Origin of the sequence: Azospirillum oleiclasticum, from assembly GCF_013423485.1 — a bacterium.
Lineage (GTDB): Bacteria > Pseudomonadota > Alphaproteobacteria > Azospirillales > Azospirillaceae > Azospirillum > Azospirillum oleiclasticum.
On sequence record NZ_JABFFR010000015.1, the window covers coordinates 92,617 to 111,274 of the forward strand.

An 18,658-nucleotide genomic window follows, 5' to 3' on the forward strand; every position below is an offset into this window, starting at 1 on the left:
CCGGACCACACCCTCTGTCTCCAGCGGAATCGCACCAGTTCGGAGCGCCTGCAAGACATCAGGGGTATGGATCCATGGCGTGATTCGAAACTGGCTTGACAGCACAGATGGACGAAACGATGATCCGATAGTCGGACAATAATTGCGGAGGCGACCCTGTTGCCGCCTCAGCAAAAAGGGAGGAGGTCATCACCATGACGCGCCGCATCGCAGTGGCCATGCCGGCCATCGCTTTTGCACCGCAGTCCGCCGCGGCCCATGCACAGGAGCCGTTCACTCCCTTCGCCATCGACCGCACCAGCCCGAAGGCGATGGCCGAAGGGCTTTCTGGTTTCTCGATCAGCGATGGTCGGACAGATGGAGTGGCCAAGCGGCTGCTTTCTCATGTCCTTCCGCCGGCCCCCGCCGCTCCGCAATGCGCCGGGAATGGGGGATCACGCCACACGGCAGCGGTCGGGGACGGTCCGGCATGATGTCCGAAACACAGCCGCTGCTGGCCGTCAACGGCGTGGAGGTGGTCTACGACCGTGCGGCGCTGGTGCTCAAGTCGGTGTCCCTGGCGGTTCCGGAGGGGGGCGTGGTCGCCCTCCTCGGTCCCAACGGCGCCGGCAAGTCCACGACCATGAAGGCCGTCGCCAACCTGCTCCGTGCCGACCGCGGCGAGGTCACCCGCGGCAGCATCGTCTACGACGGCCGGCGCATCGACCGTCTGGGTGCGGCCGATCTGGCGCCGCGCGGGCTGTCGCTGGTGATGGAGGGCCGGCACTGCTTCGCCAGCCTGAGCGTCGAGGAGAACCTGCGCGTCGGCGCCTTCACCCGCCGCGACGGCCGGGCGGCGGTGGCCGACAGCCTCGACCTCGTGTACCGCTGCTTCCCCCGGCTGAAGCTGCGCCGCGACAGCCCCGCCGGCCTGCTGTCGGGCGGTGAGCAGCAGATGTGCGCCATCGGCCGCGCGCTGATGGCGAAGCCGCGGATGATCCTGTTGGACGAGCCGTCCATGGGGCTGGCGCCGCAACTCGTCGATGAGATCTTCGAGATCCTCCGGCGGCTGAACCGCGAGGAGGGCGTCAGCTTCCTGCTGGCCGAACAGAACGCGGCGGCCGCCCTGCGCTACGCCACCCACGCCTATCTGCTGGAGAACGGACGGGTGGTCCTGGACGGCGGCGCCGCCAGTCTGCGCGCCGACCCGGTGGTGCAGGCGTCCTATCTCGGGCTCGACGCCGACGGCCGGCAGACCTTCCGTGATCCCGCAGCCGCCCGGCCGCGCCAGCGCTGGCTTTGCTGCGGCCGATGGAGACCAGAATGACATCCCTTCCCCCGCAGGGGGCGCCGCCCGGTGCCGACACCCTGCCGAAGCTGATCGCGCACCACGCGCGGACGCGGCCGACCCGCCCGGCGATGCGTCACAAGCGCCGCGGCATCTGGCGGACCTGGACCTGGGCCGGGCAGGCCACCGACGTCGCGGCCATCGCCCGGGTGCTGGCCGAGGCCGGCGTGGCGACCGATGCCGTGGTCGCCACACTCGGCGACAACCGGCCGGAGCTGTACCACGCCATGCTCGCCGCCCAGTGCCTCGGCGCGACGGCCCTGCCGATCCCGGCAACCGCCGATGCGGATCGTCTCGCAGCCGTGCTGGCGGGACACGTTCCGGCCGTCGTCGTCGCGGAAACCGAGGAGCAGGCGGACACCGTTCAGCGGGTCGCGCGGCGGGCCGAACCGGTCGTGCTCCGGCTGGCAGCGCCGGGTGCGTCCGCCTCGTCCATCCCGACGCTGGAGGAGCGCGCCGCCCGCTTCCGCGACACGCCGGCCGACTGGTTCGCGGCCAAGGCCGCCGCCACGCGGGCCGACGCCGTGGCCGTCGTGCTGCACAGCGCCGGGATCCAGGGGAAGCCGCGCCCGGTGCCGCTGAGCCACGCCGATCTTCTGTCGGCGGCATCGACCGGCGCCGCGGCACTGGCGCTGACGCCGGAGGATCTGGCGCTGGCGTTCCTGCCGATGGACAGCGTGCTCGACCAGGGTATGCTCGTCGTGCCGGCGCTCGTGGCCGGCCATTGCGTCGCCTGCGCCGAAAGCCCGGCGACCATCGCGACCGACCTCCACGACCTGGCGCCGACGGTAATCGTCGCACCCCCACGCGCCTTCGAACTGATCGACCGCCGCATCCGCCGCCACCTGCCGGTGGACCGGCCACTGGTGCGCATCGCCAGCGCGCTGGGAGCGGCCGGGCGCCGCCTGCTGCTGTCGGCGCCCCTTCTCAACGCGCTCGGCCTGCGCCGCTTGCGCGTCGCGGTCTCGGTCGGCGACGCGCTGGGGCCCGGCTGCGCGGTCCGGCTTCGTGCGCTCGGCGTCCCGCTGCGCCAGGGATATGGGCTGGCGGAGGCAGCCGGGCTGGTGGCGCTGGAGCGGGACGAGGGCGGCACGATGCAGCCGCTGCCGGGGGTGTCCGTCACCACCGTGGACGGTCAGCTCCGCGTCCGGCGCGACGATGGCCGCTGGATCGACACCGGTGATGCCGCGAGCCTCACACCGGATGGCGGCATGACCCTGCTCGGCCGTCGCGACGCCCGGCTCGCCGTCGGCGGGCACCCGCTCGACCCCGCGGCGGTCGAGGCGGATCTGCGTGGCCACGACGCGATCGACCGGGCCTTCGTCCAGGGGGACGGCAGCGGTCGGCTGGCCGCCCTCCTGGTGCTCGACCCCGACACGGTCGGACGATGGGCGCACCGGCAGGGGATCGCGCTGGCCGGTGGCATGACGACGGGGCCGGTGCGCGACCTCGCCGCCCGTCTCGTCGAGGCGACCAACGCGGCGCTGCATTCCCGACACGGCGCCGACGCGATCGCCCGGTTCGACATCGCGACCGGCCGCATCGACGCGGCGCTCACTCCGACCGGGCGGCTGCGCCGGCATCTGCTGGCGCGCGCGGTGCCGCGGGGGAGGGAGGCATGATCCCGCGCAGGCCCATCGGCGACGTGCTGCTCAGCGCCCGCTCCATCAGCCTGTCCTTCGGCGGCGTGAAGGCGCTGAACGACATCTCCATCGAGGTCCGCCGCCACGAGATCCTGTCGATCATCGGCCCGAACGGGGCCGGCAAGACGTCGATGCTGAACGTCATCAACGGCGTCTACCACCCGCAGGCCGGCGACATCACGTTCCGTGGCCGCCGCTGGACACGGATGGGCGGCGCCGAGGCGGCCGCCCAGGGCATCGCCCGCACCTTCCAGAACGTCGCCCTGTTCCGCGGCATGTCCGTCCTCGACAACATCCTGAGCGGGCGTGCCCGACGTTTCCGGGCGTCGATCGTCGCGCAGGCGCTGAACCTGCCCCACGCCGTGCGGGAGGAGGTGGCGGAGCGCGGGCGGGTGGAGGAGCTCATCGAGTTCCTGGACCTGCAGGCGGTCCGCCGGACGCCCGTCGGCACGCTGCCCTATGGTCTGCAGAAGCGGGTGGAACTGGCCCGCGCGCTGGCGGCGGAGCCGGAACTGCTCCTGCTCGACGAGCCGATGGCCGGCATGACGTTCGAGGAGAAGCAGGACATGTGCCGTTTCGTCCTCGACGTGAACCGCGTGCTCGGCACGACCGTCGTGCTGATCGAGCACGACATCGGCGTCGTCATGGACCTGTCCGACCGCATCGCGGTGCTCGATTACGGCCGCAAGATCGCCGACGGCCCGCCGGACGCCGTACGCGGCAACGCCGAGGTGATCGCCGCCTATCTCGGCACCAACCACGGCATCGCCGCCTAGGAGGATCCCATGGACGGGCTTTGGTTCTTCGTGGAGGCGCTGGTCGGGGGGCTCCTGTCCGGCGTCATGTACACGCTGGTGGCCCTCGGCTTCGTGCTGATCTACAAGGCCTCCGGCGTCTTCAACTTCGCCCAGGGCGCCATGGTCCTGTTCGCCGCGCTGACCTTCGTCGGCTTCGTCGAGCTGGGCCTGCCGTTCTGGATGGCGCTGGCGGCGGCGTTGGGCGTGATGATGCTCCTCGCCGTCGGCATCGAGCGCGTGGTGCTGCGCCCGCTGGTCGGGCAGCCGCCGATCATCCTGTTCATGGCGACCATCGGGCTCAGCATCTTCCTGGAAGGCTTCGCCCAGGCCGTCTGGGGCAGCCAGGTGCGCGCGCTCGACCTTGGCATTCCCGACATGCCGATGGAGATCGACCGTGTGCTGATCAGCCGGTTCGACCTGACCGCCGCCGTCATCGCGGCCGGGCTGGTGATCGCGCTGTCGCTCTTCTTCAGCCACACCCGCATGGGCCGCGCCTTGCGCGCGGTGGCCGACGACAGCCAGGCGGCGCAGGTCGCCGGCGTGCCGCTGAACCTGATCTGGGCGGTGGTCTGGGGAGCGGCCGGGCTGGTGGCGCTGGTGGCGGGGCTGGTCTGGGGTGCGCGCCTCGGCGTCCAGTTCAGCCTGACGCTGATCGCGCTGAAGGCGCTGCCGGTGCTGATCCTCGGCGGCTTCGATTCCGTCGCCGGCGCCATCGTCGGCGGGCTGATCATCGGCGCCTCCGAGAAGCTCGCCGAGATCTACGTCGGCGCCCTGATCGGCGGCGGCATCGAGAACTGGTTTCCCTACGCGCTGGCCATCGCCTTCCTGCTCGTCCGTCCGGGCGGGCTTTTCGGCGGCAAGCGGGTCATGAGGGTCTGACGCATGTACTACCGGGACGCCGGAGAGATCCGGACCACCTACCGCCAGGACCGGGCCATCTTCCCCATCGCGCAGGAGCGCCGGGGCATGGCCGTCCTGCTGGCCCTGGCCTTCGTCGCCGTGCCGCTGGCCGCCGACGCCTATTGGCTTGGCTCCATCGCCATCCCCTTCCTGGTGCTGTCGCTGGCGGCGCTGGGGCTCAACATCATCACCGGATACGCGGGGCAGCTCTCACTGGGGGCTGCGGCCTTCATGGCGGTCGGCGCCTACGTCTCCGCCAACCTCGTGCTGCGCCTGCCCTGGCTTCCCTTCCCGGTCAGCTTCCTGCTGGCGGGGCTGGCGGCGGCGGCCGTGGGTGTCCTGTTCGGGCTGTCGAGCCTGCGCATCCGCGGCTTCTACATCGCCGTCGCCACGCTCGCCGCGCAGTTCTTCATCGAATGGCTGTTCACCCATGTGCCCTGGTTCACCAACGGCAACGCCTCGGGCGTCATCAGCACGCCGCCGCTGGCCCTGTTCGGCCTGTCGTTCCGCACGCCGGAGATGCGCTACCTGCTCGTCCTCACCGTGGTGGTCGGGCTGGCCTTCGCCGCCAAGAACCTCGTGCGATCCTCCATCGGGCGCGCGTGGATGGCGGTGCGCGACCACGAGACCGCGGCCGAGCTGATGGGCATCCGCCCCTTCGGCGCCAAGCTTTCGGCCTTCGCCGTCAGCTCCTTCTACTGCGGAATCGCCGGAGCGCTGTGGGGCTTCCTCCACCTCGGGACGGTGGAGGTGGAGGCCTTCACGCTGCACCGCTCCTTCCAGATCCTGTTCATGATCATCATCGGCGGGCTGGGCAGCATCCTGGGGTCCTTCCTCGGGGCGGGCTTCATCATCCTGCTGCCGATCGCCATCACCAACCTCGCCGCCCTGTTCGGCGGCACCCTGCGGCCGGACCTCCTCGCCAACCTCGAGCTGATGGTGTTCGGCGGCCTCATCATCGCCTTCCTGATCCTCGAACCGCACGGCCTCGCCCGGCTGTGCACGGTGCTCAAGACCCGACTCCGCCACTGGCCGCTCCACCATCAAGGATGACACCCATGCCGGGCCACATCATCGGCTGGGCGCACACGCGCTTCGGCAAGCTGGACGACGAAACCCTGGAATCGCTGGTTGCCCGCGTGTCCGCCGACGCGGTCGCCGATTCCGGACTCGATCCGGCCGACATCGACGAGGTGTTCGTCGGCCATTTCAACCAGGGCATGGTGCCGCAGGGCTTCCCCGCCTCCCTGGTCCTGCAGGGTGACGCGGTGCCGCGCTTCACCCCGGTGACCCGGGTCGAGAACGCCTGCGCCACCGGCTCCGCCGCCTTGCGGCAGGCGGCGGCGGCGATCGGATCCGGACAGGCGCGGGCGGTCCTCGTGGTCGGCGTGGAGACGATGACCGCCGCGTCCGCCGAGCAGGTGCGCACGGCGCTGGTGTCCGCCAGCTACGTGCGGGAGGAGGGCGGGGAGGGCGCCTCCTTCGCCGGCATCTTCGGGCGGATTGCCGACCTCTACTTCCAGCGGCACGGCGACCGCTCCGAGGCGCTCGCCCGGATCGCCGCGAAGAACCACCGCAACGGCGCCGCCAACCCGCTGGCCCACATGCGCAAGGACCTCGGCTTCGACTTCTGCAACGCAGTGTCGGAGAAGAACCCGATCGTCGCCGGTCCGCTGCGCCGCACCGACTGCTCGATGGTCTCGGATGGCGCCGCGGCGCTGGTACTGGCGCATCCCGACGTGGCGGCGACGGTCGGCAAGGCCGTCGCGCTACGCGCGCAGGCGCAGGTGAACGACTTTCTGCCACTGGCCCGTCGGGACATCGTGCGCCTGGAAGGCTGTGCCGTGGCCTGGGCCAGGGCCCTGGAGCGGGCGGGCCTGACCCTCGCCGACCTCGACTTCGTCGAGACGCACGACTGCTTCACCATCGCCGAGCTGATCGAGTACGAGGCGATGGGGCTCACCGGTCCGGGGCAGGGGCACCGCGCGATCATGGAGGGCTGGACGGAGATCGGCGGGCGGCTGCCGGTGAATCCCTCCGGCGGCCTGAAGGCCAAGGGCCATCCCATCGGCGCCACCGGCGTGTCGATGCATGTGATGGCGGCGATGCAACTCGCGGACGCACCGGTCGGCCTGCCGGTGCCGGGCGCGGCGAAGGCCGGCATCTTCAACATGGGCGGCGCCGGTGTTGCCAACTACGTCAGCATCCTCGAACGGGTGCGCTGACGGCACAGCGCCATGACCAGGGAGCGAACCATGTACGAAACCATCCTCGTCGAACACCGCGGGCCAGTCGCGCTCGTCACGCTGAACCGGCCGAAGGCGCTGAACGCGCTGTCGGACCAACTCGTGACCGACCTGGGGCACGCCATCGACGCGGCCGAGGCCGACGACAACATCGGCGCCATCGTCATCACCGGGTCGGAGAAGGCCTTCGCCGCCGGCGCCGACATCAAGGAGGTGGCCCGCTTCACCTACATGGACGTGTATCAGTCCAACTTCATCACAGCCAAGTGGGAGCGGGTGGCGAGGTGCCGCAAGCCGGTGGTGGCGGCGGTGGCCGGCTACGCTCTGGGCGGCGGCTGCGAATTGGCGATGATGTGCGACTTCATCCTGGCCGCCGACAACGTCAAGTTCGGCCAGCCGGAGATCACCATCGGGACCATCCCGGGGGCCGGCGGCACCCAGCGCCTGACCCGCTTCGTCGGCAAGTCCAAGGCCATGGAGATGGTGTTGACCGGCCGCAACATGGACGCCGCCGAGGCCGAGCGCACCGGGCTGGTCAGCCGCATCGTGCCAATGGCCGAGCTGGTGGACGAGGCTGTGAGGGTGGCCGAGCGCATCGCCAATCTGTCGCGCCCGATCGCCATGATGGCCAAGGAGTCGGTCAACAAGGCCTACGAGACCACCCTCGCCGAGGGTGTCGCTTTCGAGCGGCGCCTCATGCACGCGACCTTCGCGGTGGAGGATCGGAAGGAAGGCATGACCGCCTTCACCGAGAAGCGCCAGCCCGTCTGGAAGCACTGCTAGATTCGGAGTGATGGGGCGCCGACCGATGGCACCGTCGGTTGGCACATTCAAGGCGGGTGGTCGGCGGGTGCGAGAGGTGCCGCTATCGGCGATCGGGGCAGCCCTTATCCGCCACGGCGATCGTGCCCCGAGGCGTGGTGTAGGAGCCGGGTCGCTCCATTGGTCTCCGGCTGATCTGGCTGGTGTGTCATGCGACCATGGCGGGCAGAATGAAAATGGCATCATCGCCGAGCGGGGCGATGGTTTCCAGATGCTATGGGCCAGCGTGATCGTCGCGGCACGCTGAGATGTCTGGAACCGACGGAGACGATCCCATGCAGCAGCCCGAGATTGGCCGCTCGACGGCCACCATCGTTCCCGAGGAAATCCTGGTCGTGGTCATCGAGATGAGCCTGTCGAGCTGGCTCGTCGCCGGGCTTGTCCCCGGTGTCGACCGCCGGCCCTTGAAGACGCTGAGCCCTGACGAGAACGCTCTCCTGCTCTTGCTGGAGGGCTGGCGCCGCGAGGCGATAGCCGCCGGCCGGGACGTCACGCGAATGGTGGTCGCCTACGAAGCCGGCCGGGATGGCTACTGGCTGGCACGATGGCTGCGCGCCAGGGGTATCGAAGCCCGGATCATCCACGCCAGCAGCGTAGCGGTGTCGCGCGACCGTCGCCGCGCCAAGACCGATCGGCTCGATACGGAGCTGCTCATGCGCGTCCTTTTGGGGTGGCTGCGCGGCGAGCCCGGACACTGCACGATGGTGGCCGTGCCGGGGATCGAGGAGGAAGACGCCAAGCGTCCGACGCGCGAGCGGGAGAACCTCGTGGGCGAACGAACCCGGATCATCAACCGGATGAAGGCCGCCTTCGCCCGTCTGGGGATCCGCGACGTCAACCCGGCGCTGCGCAAGACGGCCGAGCGACTGGACGGGTTGCGCACCCCTGAAGGCGTGACGATCCCCGCCAATGCGATGTCGGAACTCCGCCGCGATACAGCCCGACTTCGGATGGTCGAGGAACAGATCGCGGAAATCGAACGCGAACGCATGGAGCGGATGGCCCAGGCAGCTCCGCAGCGCGGCCACGCCGATGCTATGGTCCGCATGTTGTCGCGCGTGGTCGGCATCGGGGTGGAGACGGCCGACCTGCTCGTGCAGGAGATCCTGCTTCGCGACCTGCGGGACCGCCGGGCGGTGGCGCGCTATGCCGGATTGACCGGCTCTCCCGATGAGAGTGGCGCGCGCCGACGCGAACGCGGATTGTCGCGCGCCGGTAACGCGCGGGTCCGCAAGGGCATGGTCCAACTCGCGTGGCGCTTCCTTGTCTTCCAGAAGGAGAGTGCGCTGGTGAAATGGTTCCGGGAGCGGACGGCCGATGGCCGAGGCCGGACCCGCATGGTGCTGATCGTTGCGCTCGCCCGCAAGCTGCTGATCGCGTTGTGGCGGATGGTGAAGACCGGCGAAGTGCCCCAGGGCACGCTTGTCCGGCCCGACCCTGCTGCGGCGTAGCTCTCGACGGGACGGCGGCCGACCGTAGCCGCTTGGCCGTCCTGGCGGGTCCGAGGTGGCGGCAGCCCGTTACATGACGTGGTCTTCGTACCGCATTCCAGATAGGGACCGCCGCCCCGGAGCCTGGTTGTCGATGCGGATGCCTGCATCAAGGTTCGGGTTCTCACGGACCCACCGAATACAAGGTCGCAGCGCACCTCGTGCGCTCCGCAAACCGGCTCCACCTCTGACCACTTCGTGCCGCCTGATCTCGACGGTCGCCACCAGATAGCTCTCCGTCATGCTGCCCTCCATTAGCAATGTCAGACAAACACTGCAGCCCGGCATTCGGCGATGCCGAGCGGTGGGGGCATCCACACCATCAGTTCAATGACGTGGATGACGCCTCGCAAGTCGGTCCACTGCGGGACCAGATCGCCGAGCCACTCGATGCCGTCGTCGCCGACGGTGCTTACGACCAGAGCGGCGTCTAAGAAGCCGTGACCAAGCGGCACCCAGGGGCGGGCGTGGTCGTGCCGCCGCGCTCTACCGCGGTACCGAGCGATACCGCGCAGAGCGCACCGACACAGCGGGATCGGCATCCGCAGGCCATCGCCGCAGGTGGACGCAGCGCGTGGCAGGCAACATCCGGCTACAACCTGCGCGCGCTCGTGGAAGCTTACTTCAGCCGCTACAAACACGTGATCGGGGAGGGTCTCCGCTTCCACAGCGACGACCGGCAGCAGACCGAGATTAGCGTCGCTGTCATGGTCCTGAACCGCATGTTCGACCTTGGACGTCCGGAGTCCGTCCGCATCCGATGATCAGACGCACCGATCTGCCGGCATCAGCTCTCGCCGCCTCGCTGCAACAGCGTCCGCCGGTTCACCAAGCCGGTGATGGCGCAGGAACTGCTGACCACCATCGGCGCCTTGTTGCCGGTGGCGAGTTAACCCGGCCCCTGTGCCGGGCACCGCACCGAGGGTCATCGACACCCCCTAGCAGCACGGCGATCCCCGTCGTCACCGCTTGTCGGCGAGGAATCGGTCGAGAACATCTCCGAGCTGCCGGGCGGTGACCGGCTTGTGGACGACATGGAGGTCATGCGCAGCCGCATCGTCCTGCGGCTCGCTTCCGGTTTCCCCGGTCAGAATGATGCCCGGCACGTTGGTGCCATAGACCTCCCGGACCCGCAGGATCGCTTCGGTCCCGGAACGCCTCTCGCGCAGGCGGTAGTCGGCGACCACGATGTCCGGTCGTCGGCCCCGTTCCCGAAGACGTGCCAGCGCCTGGTCCGCTGACCCGGCGGCCAGCACCTCATACCCCCACGCCTCGAACGTCGCCTTCAGCCCGAGCAGGACGATGGCGTCATCGTCCACCACCATCACAAGGCGGCCGTTGCCTCTTATCTCTGTCACCGCTGTGGTCGCTTTCTGTGTCCTCGCATGGCCGAGCGGAACCTCGATGGAGAACACCGAACCTCGCCCAACCACCGAGCGCACCGCCACCGGATGCTCCTGCAGCGCGGAGAGGCGCTGCACGATGGCGAGGCCCAAGCCCAAGCCGCGGTTACGGTCGCGTTCGGGATTGCCGACCTGATGGAACTCCTCCCAGATCCGCTCCAGATGATCGGGCGGAATGCCGATGCCGGTGTCGTTCACCTCGAGGCGCAGGCGGCCTTCAGCCTGGTGGCACTCGATGGCGATCCGTCCGGCCTCGGTGTACCGCAGCGCGTTCTCGACCAGGTTGCTCAGCATCCGTGACAGCAGCGTGCGGTCGCTGCGCACGACGGCCGGACATGGTGCGACGTGGAACGCAAGGTTCTGTTGCAGCGTTTGCGACGGAGCGAAGATCGGGTAGAATCCAGCCCTTTTTGGCAGCTGGGGTGACGGAGTGATGCGCAGCGGGAAGAGCCCGTTCAAGGGCCGACAGTTCACGGCGGAGGTGATCCTGTGGGCGTTGCGCTCGTACCTGCAATTTCCGATCAGCTACCGCGATCTCGAACGGATGTTGGCTGACCGCGGCGTGGTGGTCGATCACACGACCATCTTCCGCTGGATCCAGGCCTACGCCCCGGAGTTGGATCGGCGCATCCGTCCCAGCCTGCGCATGACGAACGGTTCCTGGCGGGTCGACGAAACCTACGTCAAGGTGAAGGGACGGTGGATGTACCTGTACCGCGCCGTCGATGCGCGCGGGCAGACGATCGATTTCCGGCTCTGTTGCAATGCTGGTCCGCATTCGGCGGAATGGCCGGAACGAAAGAGGGACTGGGCCGTGACGGATTTCAAGGGTCGCCACTTTGGGGGCGAGACCGTCGTGATCCTCGACGGCGTCGGGCCGATGCACCCGCGCCTCATCGCGGCCAACACACCGGCAGGCTGACACCACAAGAAAGGTGGCAGACGGGCCAGCGTGGTTCCCCGTCCGCCCCAACCGCGCTACAGTCGGCAGAGAACAGGCGCCAATGTCCGGCGGGGAGGAGGCATCAGGATGGCCATGGCCGCGGAGCAGGAGGCCGGAGCCGGCTGGCCCGACGACTCCGCCGTGACGTTCCGGCTGCTTGCCATCTCCCGCGCCATCGCGGGGCTGACCGACGGCGACGCGATTCTCCAGGCTCTGGCCGCCGAGATCCGCCACCTGATCCCGCACCAGCACCTCGACATCGCGCTGCTCGGTCCGGAGTCCCAGCTCCAGCACGTCTACGAGGCGGGCATGAAGACGCTGTGGAGCCGCGGCTCGTCCCGGCAGCGCCCGACCGCGCGGAGTCCCATCCGCACTGTGCTGTGGGGCATCGACCCTTTCCTGCTGACCGCCGACGCGCCGGCCGACGACCGTTTCCACTTCGACGGCGCCGACGACGAACCGATCTTCACCCACAATCTGCGCAGCCGCATCCATGTACCGCTGCGCGTCCAGGGCGAGGTGATCGGCGCCGTCAGCATCAGCGCCCACCGTCCCGATGCCTATGGTGAGAAGGACGTGGCTTGCGCGCGGCAATGCGCCGACCTCATCGCGCCCTATTTCTGGGCGCTCAGCCGCGGCGAGCAGGCCCAGCGCGCCGCGGTCGCCGAGGGCGAGGCGCGGGCGCGCGAGAGCCTGCTGCGGCAGGGGGCGCTGCGCCTGACCGAGGGCATGGAGCGGGAACGCCAGCGCATCGCCATGGATCTGCACGACCAGACGCTGGCGGATCTCGCGCGGATCGCACGCTCGCTGGCGCGTCTGCGCGAGGAGCGCGGGGGCCGCGCCGACGACCCTTTGGCCGCGGTGGAACGGGACGTCATCGCCTGCCTCAACGACCTCCGCGGGGTGGTCGAGGATTTGAAGCCGGGCGTCCTCAACCTGTTCGGGTTCGGCGAGGCGGTGGAGGCGCTGCTCTCCGGCCAGTGTGCCGGCCGGGAGGGGCGGCGCTGGTGGATCGACGACCGGGCGGACGGCGCGGTCGATCGCCTGCCAGATACGGTGCGGACCGCGCTCTACCGCATCACTCAGGAAGCGGTGAACAACGCCGTGCGGCACAGCCTCGGCACGGAGATCGCCGTCGTCATCGAATCCGCCGACGACGGTCTGGTGATCGCGATCCGGGACGACGGCGTCGGGATACCGGCCGGCTCCCCCTGCCGCGCCACCGGCGGCGTCGGCCACATGAAGACGCGGGCCGAGCTGGTGGGGGCCCGCCTGTCGATCGGGTCGGCGGAGGGCGCGGGAGGCGGCACGCTGGTGCGGGTGCTGCTTCCGGCCGGCGCGTGGTGGCCGTCCCGGACCGGGGATGCGCCATGCGAATCCTGATCGCCGAGGACGACCCCCTCCACCGCGCGTTCCTGCGCACCACGCTCGAGCGCCTGCTGCCCGCCGGCGCCGATATCCTGGAGGCGGCGGACGGCATGGTGGCGGAGGCGCTCGCCCGCGACGGCACCCTCGACGCGGCGGTGCTCGACCTGCAGATGCCGCGCCTGTCGGGCGCCGAGGTGGCGCGCGCGATCTGGCGCCGCCGTCCGGCGACCCGAATCCTGTTCTGGTCGAACTACGCCGACGAGGCCTATGTCCGCGGCGTCTCCAAGATCGTGCCCTCGGCGGCGGTCTATGGCTACGTGCTCAAATCCGCGTCGGAGGACCGCATCCGCTTCGCGTTGCGCGGCGTCCTCATCGAGGAGCAATGCGTCATCGACCGCGAGATCTGGGGGGTCCACCACCGCGCCAACGACCGCCGCCAGGGCCTGACGGAATTCGAGTACGAGGCCCTCGTCGACATCGCGCTGGGGCTGACCGACCGCGCCATCGGGCAGCGGCGCAACCTGTCGATCCGCGGGGTGCAGAGCCGGCTGCACGGCCTCTACGACAAGCTGGGCATCCACGGCCAAGGGGACGGCGAGGACGCCGGAGCCGGCCCCTTCAACCCGCGCAGCCGTGCGGTGTTCGCCGGCTTCGCCCGCGGCCTGCTGAACACCGACGGGCTGGAGCGGGAGGACGCCCGGCTTGCCGCTTGGCTGAAGGAACGCGGGCACCGCTCCGACTGAGCGTTCCGGTGGACTGTGGGAATCCACAGTCGTGGCTGTGGGCTCGCGCGCAAGATCGCGCGGGCATGATTGTTTCACCAACTATCAGTACATAATACCATCTGGCTGTCCGGCGAACCGCCGTCGGCGCGCCGGTTCCGTGCGACGCCGCCACGGGCCGCCGCAAGAAGACGACACCGAGGAAACGCGACGAGGAGATCCGCCATGTCGATACGCTGTTTCGCACGCGCCGCGCTCGCCGCGACGGCTCTTCTGGCCGCCGGTGCCGCGTTGGCGGCGCCGAAGGTGGTGGCCGGCCCGGGGGCCGACCCGCAATGCTTCAAGCCGTGGGAAGCCTCGACCACCCATCTGCAATGGCCGGCGAAGACCGGCCCCTACCGGGTGGCGCTGGTCAACGGCTTCGTCGGCAACACCTGGCGGATCCAGATGATCCAGACCGCCAAGGCCTATGTCGAGAAGCCCGACATCAAGCCGCTGATCAAGGACTTCAAGGTGGTGTCCACGGGGACCGACGCGGCCGCGCAGCTCGGCGCCATCGAAGACTTCATCAACCAGGGCTTCGACGCGATCGTCACCATCGCCGTCAGCCCGACCGGCTTCGACCGCGTCATCCGGGCCGCCAACCGCGCCAACGTGGTGCTGGTGCCCTTCGACAACGTCCTCGACACCAAGGAGGTCATGCAGGTCAACGAGGACCAGCTCGAGATGGGCCGCATGCACGGCCGCTGGCTGGTCGAGAATGTCGGCAAGTCGGGCGCGTTGCTGGAGGTCCGCGGCATCGCCGGGAACTCCGTGGACCGCGACCGCCATATCGGCTTCCGCGAGGTCGTCGAGGCGCCGGGCACCTCCTTCAAGATCGTCGAGGTGGTCGGCAATTGGGACGACGGCGCCGCGCAGAAGGCGGTGGCCGACGCGCTTGCGGTGCACGGCAAGTTCGATGGCCTCTACGTCCAGGGCGGCACCACCGGCGCGGTCCGCGCCCTGATGGACGCCGGGCACCCGCTGGTTCCCGTGTCCGGCGAGGCGGAGAACGGCTTCCGCAAGCTGATCGCCGAACACAAGGACAAGGGCCTGAAGGGCCTGTCCGTCGGCCAGTCGCCCGGCATGGTCGCGGTGGCGATCAAGGCCGCGCTGTCCGCGCTTCAGGGCCATCCCATGCCGCAGCTCATCTCCATGCCGATCCCGTCCGAGAGCTACAAGACGCTGGAGGCCGGCAAGAACTTCTGGCCGGAGCTGACCGACAACTTCTTCACCGCCAACGCCTTCCCGGCCTGCGGGGTGGACATCTCCGGCATCGAGATCATGGCGCAGACCAAGGAGGACCGGAAGTAGGGGGCGCGACGCGCCCTCCCTACGTCCGAGGCCGGGGGATTCCGATGACCGACGCTACGGCACCGCTGCTCGAACTGCGCGACGTGTCGAAGAGCTACGGCGGGGTGCACGCGCTCCGCAACGTCGACTTCGCCGGGCGCGCCGGCTCGATCCACGCCGTTCTCGGTGAGAACGGGGCCGGCAAGAGCACGCTGATGAAGATCGTGTCCGGCGTCATCCGGCCGGACACCGGGGAGATGCGGCTGGACGGCCGACCGGTCGCCTTCGCCTCGCCGCGCGAGGCGGTGGCGGCCGGGGTGGTTTGCGTTTTCCAGGAACTCTCCCTGGTGCCCGACCTGTCCGTCGCCGACAACATTTGCATCACGGACCCGCCGCGCCGCTTCGGCCTGATCGACCGCCGCGCCCAGCGGCGGGTGGCGGCGGCGCTGCTGGACCGGGTCGGCTGCCCCGGTCTCGACCCCCGCACGCGGGTCAAGGATCTGCCGCTGGCGCAGCGCCAGCTCGTCGAGATCGCCAAGGCGCTGGGCCGCAACCCCCGCGTCCTGGTGGTCGACGAGGGGGCGTCCGCCCTGTCGGGGGCGGAGCTCGCCCGCGTCTTCGCCGTGCTGCGGGAGGTCCGCGACGGGGGCGCGCTGGTGATCTACATCTCCCACCGGATGAACGAGATCCGGGAGCTGGCGGACCGCTGCTCGGTGTTCCGCAACGGCCGCCACGTCGAGACGTTCGACGCCCACACGCGCGGCCATGACGACATCATCCGCATGATGATCGGCCGCGAGATGACGGGGGTGTTCCCCGCCAAGCCGGCGGCGCCGCGGGACTACCCCCCGGCCATCCGTGTCGACCATCTGTCCTGGGACGACCGCCTGCGCGACATCGGCTTCACCATCGGCAAGGGCGAGATCGTCGGGTTGGGCGGGCTGGACGGCCAGGGCCAGCGGGAACTGCTGCTGGCGCTGTTCGGCGTGCTGCGCGGTGTCGAGGGCACCGTCGCCATCGACGGGCGGCCGCGCCGCATCGACGGCCCGGCGGCGGCCAAGGCGCCCGACATCGCCATGGCGCTGATCCCGGAGGACCGCAAGACCGAGGGGCTGGTGCTCGCCATGTCGGTGGCCGACAACATCGCGCTGTCCTCGCTCGGCGGCCACGGTGGCGGGATCCTGATCGACCGCGCCCGCCTCGAAAGCGACGTCGAGTCCATGGTCCGGAGCCTTCAGATCAAAGTGGGAGACGTGAACCGCGCGGTCGCCACCCTGTCCGGCGGCAACCAGCAGAAGGTCGTGCTGGCCAAGTGGCTGATGACCAAGCCGCGCATCCTTCTGCTCAACGACCCGACCCGCGGCATCGACGTCGGCACCAAGCAGGAGATCTACGCCCTGCTGCGCCGGCTGGCCGACGAGGGCGTCGCCATCCTGCTGTTCTCCACCGACCTCGCCGAGCTGATCGGCTGCTGCGACCGCGTCCTCGTGCTGTACCGGGGCGGCATCGCGCGTGAACTCGCCGGAGACGACATCACCGAAATGAACATTCTCGGAAGCGCCTTCGATGTCGCCCTGACGGGCAGCCCGGGACCGGCACGGGCCGCCGGGGCAGAGGTCCGGCCGTGACGCGGGGCCTGCGCGCCGCGCTGTCGCGGAATCTCGGCCTGCTGCTCGCCGTCGGGCTGTTCGCCGCACTCTACGGGCTCTATTCGGCGCAACACCCGCGCGGCGGCTCGGCGGCGCTTCTGGTGCAGAACAGCAACGAGTCGTTCGCCCTGATCCTCGCCGCCATGGCGCAGACCGTGCCGGTGCTCACCGGCGGACTCGACCTGTCGGTGGGGCCGCTGATGACGCTGGTCAACTGCCTCGCCTCGCGCGTCCTGTCGGGTGGGCCGGTGGAACTCGCGTTCGGCATCCTCGCGTGCCTCGCGGCGGGGACGCTGGGCGGGCTGGTCAACGGCTGTCTGGTCGTTTACGGCCGCATGCAGCCGATCATCGCCACGCTCGCGACCGGCGCCGTCTACATCGGGATCGCGCTGTTCCTGCGGCCCACCCCGGGCGGGGCGGTGAACGCCGACCTGTCCGCCATGCTCACCTACGACCTCGCGGAGACGGCGGCGGTGCTGGGCGTCTTCGACGGCGGCCAGGCGGCGTGGTTCCAACCTTTCGCCCCCATTCCGGTGCCGCTGCTGCTCGTCCTCGCGGTCCTGCTGTTCGTGTGGGTCCCGTTCCGTGGCACCGAGATGGGGCGCGGCTGCTACGCCGTCGGCTCGTCGGAGGGATCGGCCTATCTGTCCGGGATCGATGTCGACCGCTCGCGGCTCGCCGCCTACACGCTGGCCGGGCTGTTCGCCGCCATGGCCGGCCTCTATCTGGCTTTGCAGACCGGGACGGGGAACGCCGACGCGCCGCAGGCCGGGGCCTACACGCTGAACTCGATCGCTGCGGTGGTGATCGGTGGAACCTCGCTGTTCGGTGGGTCCGGCGGCGTGGTGGGATCGTTGTTCGGGGCCCTCGTCCTGCGCTCGATCTCCTTCAATTTCCGGGTGTTCGACGAGGCTTCCTGGCTCGGCGCGCTGGCCGATCCGCTGCTGCAGCCGCTGTTCGAGGGTATGGTGCTGCTGATCGCCGTGTCGCTGGGTGCTGCGCGCGCGCTCAGGATTCGCAACCGGTTGCAGCTTTTCGGCTGAGGATACGATGCGCAACCCCTTGACGGCCCTCGACAAGCCGGCCCTCTTCGCCGCGGGGTCGATCCTCCTGATCCTGGCGGTGGGATCGCTCTACACCCTGTCGACCGGGGGCGGGCTCACCATGCTGTCCCCCGCCTACCTGTCCCAGCAACTCCAGATCGCGGCCTTCCTCGGCCTCATCGCCGGCGGGCTGATGATGGTGATCCTGCTCGGTCACATCGACCTGTCGATCCCCTGGACCCTCACCGCCGCGGCGATGATGGCGACCAGCGTCGGCGGTCCGGCGGCGGTGCCGGTGGCGCTGGCGGTCGGGCTGGCGGTGGGTGTCGTCAACGGGCTGGGCGTCGCCTGGCTGCGGGTGCCTTCGATGATCTTCACGCTGGGCGTCAACACGGTGCTCCAGGGCCTGATGGTCCTGCACACCGGCGGCCACGCCCCGCAGAGCCGCTCGACGGGCCTGATGGAGTTCCTCGCCACCGGCCATGTCCTCGGCCTGCCGATGGCCGCCCTGGTCTGGGCCGCGGTGTCGGGCCTGCTGGTGGTCCTGCTGACGCGCACGGCGATGGGCCGTGCGGTGTACGCCATCGGCAACCGGGAGTCCGCGGCCTACCTCTCGGGCATCCCGACCAACCGGGTGATCGTCGGCTGCTTCGCCATCTGCGGCGCCTGCGCGGCGCTGGCCGGCTGTCTGCTCGCGGGATACTCGACCAAGGCCTACCAGGGGATGGGCAACGCCTATCTGCTGCCCGGCATCGCCGCCGTGGTGATCGGCGGCACCCATGTGCTGGGCGGGCGAGGCACCTACACGGGCACCGTGCTCGGGACCATCCTGATCGTCGTGCTCCAGAGCGTGCTGTCAGTCATGCAGATGCCCGACGCCGGCCGGCAGATCATCTACGGGCTGGTGATCATCGCCATGCTGTTCGCCTATGGCCGGGATACCGGGCGGGCTGGCTGAGCCGGCGCCCGTCAC

Annotated in this window: 17 protein-coding genes and 1 pseudogene; 17 read left to right on the forward strand and 1 reads right to left on the reverse strand. The window is 69.8% G+C overall.

All coding sequences use genetic code 11. The annotated features are described in order from the left end of the window. Positions 1-194 precede the first annotated feature (194 nt). The 10 genes from HL658_RS17810 to HL658_RS17855 all read left to right on the forward strand — a co-directional run bounded on the left by HL658_RS17810 (position 195) and on the right by HL658_RS17855 (position 9,989). Positions 195-473, forward strand: coding sequence for a hypothetical protein (locus HL658_RS17810; protein ID WP_180285010.1), 279 nt, complete (start codon positions 195-197; stop codon positions 471-473). Continuing rightward, positions 470-1,306 carry an ATP-binding cassette domain-containing protein gene (locus tag HL658_RS17815; RefSeq protein ID WP_180285009.1) on the forward strand — a complete coding sequence of 279 codons (837 nt, stop codon included), beginning with the start codon at positions 470-472 and terminating at the stop codon, positions 1,304-1,306. The genes HL658_RS17810 and HL658_RS17815 overlap by 4 nt, the downstream gene beginning before the upstream one ends. Then, positions 1,303-2,949 carry an AMP-binding protein gene (locus tag HL658_RS17820; protein ID WP_180285008.1) on the forward strand — a complete coding sequence of 549 codons (1,647 nt, stop codon included), beginning with the start codon at positions 1,303-1,305 and terminating at the stop codon, positions 2,947-2,949. The genes HL658_RS17815 and HL658_RS17820 overlap by 4 nt, the downstream gene beginning before the upstream one ends. Continuing rightward, positions 2,946-3,746, forward strand: coding sequence for an ABC transporter ATP-binding protein (locus tag HL658_RS17825; RefSeq protein ID WP_180285007.1), 801 nt, complete (start codon positions 2,946-2,948; stop codon positions 3,744-3,746). Before HL658_RS17820 ends, HL658_RS17825 begins: the two co-directional genes overlap by 4 nt. 9 nt (positions 3,747-3,755) lie before the next feature. Beyond that, the gene (locus HL658_RS17830) at positions 3,756-4,646 is read left to right on the forward strand and encodes a branched-chain amino acid ABC transporter permease (RefSeq protein ID WP_180285006.1); all 891 of its coding nucleotides are present in this window, start codon (positions 3,756-3,758) and stop codon (positions 4,644-4,646) included. Positions 4,647-4,649: 3 nt separating this feature from the next. After that, entirely contained in the window at positions 4,650-5,720 is a 1,071-nt protein-coding gene (locus HL658_RS17835) for a branched-chain amino acid ABC transporter permease (RefSeq protein WP_180285005.1), read from the forward strand. A gap of 5 nt (positions 5,721-5,725) precedes the next feature. Further along, entirely contained in the window at positions 5,726-6,892 is a 1,167-nt protein-coding gene (locus tag HL658_RS17840) for an acetyl-CoA acetyltransferase (protein ID WP_180285004.1), read from the forward strand. Between the two features lie 30 nt (positions 6,893-6,922). Further along, positions 6,923-7,696 carry an enoyl-CoA hydratase gene (locus HL658_RS17845; RefSeq protein ID WP_180285003.1) on the forward strand — a complete coding sequence of 258 codons (774 nt, stop codon included), beginning with the start codon at positions 6,923-6,925 and terminating at the stop codon, positions 7,694-7,696. Positions 7,697-8,010: 314 nt separating this feature from the next. Continuing rightward, positions 8,011-9,186: an IS110 family RNA-guided transposase gene (locus tag HL658_RS17850; RefSeq protein ID WP_180285002.1), complete on the forward strand. Its 1,176-nt coding sequence runs from the start codon at positions 8,011-8,013 to the stop codon at positions 9,184-9,186. A gap of 479 nt (positions 9,187-9,665) precedes the next feature. Continuing rightward, the gene (locus HL658_RS17855) at positions 9,666-9,989 is read left to right on the forward strand and encodes a hypothetical protein (RefSeq protein ID WP_180287647.1); all 324 of its coding nucleotides are present in this window, start codon (positions 9,666-9,668) and stop codon (positions 9,987-9,989) included. A gap of 198 nt (positions 9,990-10,187) precedes the next feature. On the opposite strand, the gene HL658_RS17860 is transcribed toward HL658_RS17855, so the two are convergent. Next, positions 10,188-11,087, reverse strand: a complete 900-nt coding sequence (locus HL658_RS17860; protein ID WP_246337673.1) for a sensor histidine kinase — start codon at positions 11,085-11,087, stop codon at positions 10,188-10,190. Here HL658_RS17860 and HL658_RS17865 point away from each other — a divergent pair. The 7 genes and pseudogenes from HL658_RS17865 to HL658_RS17895 form a co-directional block, all read left to right on the forward strand. Further along, positions 11,062-11,385 (forward strand): annotated as a pseudogene (locus tag HL658_RS17865) (IS6 family transposase); the annotation flags it as partial. The gene HL658_RS17860 and the pseudogene HL658_RS17865 sit on opposite strands and share 26 nt — an antisense overlap. A gap of 273 nt (positions 11,386-11,658) precedes the next feature. Further along, the gene (locus tag HL658_RS17870) at positions 11,659-12,954 is read left to right on the forward strand and encodes a sensor histidine kinase (protein WP_211109779.1); all 1,296 of its coding nucleotides are present in this window, start codon (positions 11,659-11,661) and stop codon (positions 12,952-12,954) included. Continuing rightward, complete coding sequence (locus HL658_RS17875; protein WP_180285000.1) at positions 12,942-13,682, forward strand: response regulator transcription factor; 741 nt, start codon at positions 12,942-12,944, stop codon at positions 13,680-13,682. Before HL658_RS17870 ends, HL658_RS17875 begins: the two co-directional genes overlap by 13 nt. A 204-nt stretch (positions 13,683-13,886) precedes the next feature. Continuing rightward, a complete protein-coding gene (locus HL658_RS17880) occupies positions 13,887-15,014 on the forward strand; it encodes a sugar ABC transporter substrate-binding protein (protein ID WP_180284999.1) in 1,128 nt (375 codons plus the stop codon). A 44-nt stretch (positions 15,015-15,058) separates the two neighbouring features. Continuing rightward, entirely contained in the window at positions 15,059-16,621 is a 1,563-nt protein-coding gene (locus HL658_RS17885; RefSeq protein WP_180284998.1) for a sugar ABC transporter ATP-binding protein, read from the forward strand. Next, positions 16,618-17,685 (forward strand): ABC transporter permease, encoded by a 1,068-nt coding sequence (locus HL658_RS17890; RefSeq protein WP_211109780.1) that lies wholly within the window; start codon positions 16,618-16,620, stop codon positions 17,683-17,685. Before HL658_RS17885 ends, HL658_RS17890 begins: the two co-directional genes overlap by 4 nt. 7 nt (positions 17,686-17,692) lie before the next feature. Continuing rightward, the gene (locus tag HL658_RS17895) at positions 17,693-18,643 is read left to right on the forward strand and encodes an ABC transporter permease (RefSeq protein ID WP_180284997.1); all 951 of its coding nucleotides are present in this window, start codon (positions 17,693-17,695) and stop codon (positions 18,641-18,643) included. The last annotated feature ends 15 nt before the right edge of the window (positions 18,644-18,658 follow it).

Excerpts from the sequence above, each read along its gene's own strand:
- HL658_RS17825 (WP_180285007.1), top strand. The coding sequence starts at position 2,946 with ATGATCCCGCGCAGGCCCATCGGCGACGTGCTGCTCAGCGCCCGCTCC.
- HL658_RS17850 (WP_180285002.1), top strand. The coding sequence starts at position 8,011 with ATGCAGCAGCCCGAGATTGGCCGCTCGACGGCCACCATCGTTCCCGAG.
- HL658_RS17885 (WP_180284998.1), top strand. The coding sequence starts at position 15,059 with ATGACCGACGCTACGGCACCGCTGCTCGAACTGCGCGACGTGTCGAAG.
- HL658_RS17840 (WP_180285004.1), top strand. The coding sequence starts at position 5,726 with ATGCCGGGCCACATCATCGGCTGGGCGCACACGCGCTTCGGCAAGCTG.
- HL658_RS17815 (WP_180285009.1), top strand. The coding sequence starts at position 470 with ATGATGTCCGAAACACAGCCGCTGCTGGCCGTCAACGGCGTGGAGGTG.
- HL658_RS17845 (WP_180285003.1), top strand. The coding sequence starts at position 6,923 with ATGTACGAAACCATCCTCGTCGAACACCGCGGGCCAGTCGCGCTCGTC.
- HL658_RS17835 (WP_180285005.1), top strand. The coding sequence starts at position 4,650 with ATGTACTACCGGGACGCCGGAGAGATCCGGACCACCTACCGCCAGGAC.
- HL658_RS17830 (WP_180285006.1), top strand. The coding sequence starts at position 3,756 with ATGGACGGGCTTTGGTTCTTCGTGGAGGCGCTGGTCGGGGGGCTCCTG.
- HL658_RS17880 (WP_180284999.1), top strand. The coding sequence starts at position 13,887 with ATGTCGATACGCTGTTTCGCACGCGCCGCGCTCGCCGCGACGGCTCTT.
- HL658_RS17870 (WP_211109779.1), top strand. The coding sequence starts at position 11,659 with ATGGCCATGGCCGCGGAGCAGGAGGCCGGAGCCGGCTGGCCCGACGAC.
- HL658_RS17820 (WP_180285008.1), top strand. The coding sequence starts at position 1,303 with ATGACATCCCTTCCCCCGCAGGGGGCGCCGCCCGGTGCCGACACCCTG.
- HL658_RS17875 (WP_180285000.1), top strand. The coding sequence starts at position 12,942 with ATGCGAATCCTGATCGCCGAGGACGACCCCCTCCACCGCGCGTTCCTG.
- HL658_RS17895 (WP_180284997.1), top strand. The coding sequence starts at position 17,693 with ATGCGCAACCCCTTGACGGCCCTCGACAAGCCGGCCCTCTTCGCCGCG.
- HL658_RS17810 (WP_180285010.1), top strand. The coding sequence starts at position 195 with ATGACGCGCCGCATCGCAGTGGCCATGCCGGCCATCGCTTTTGCACCG.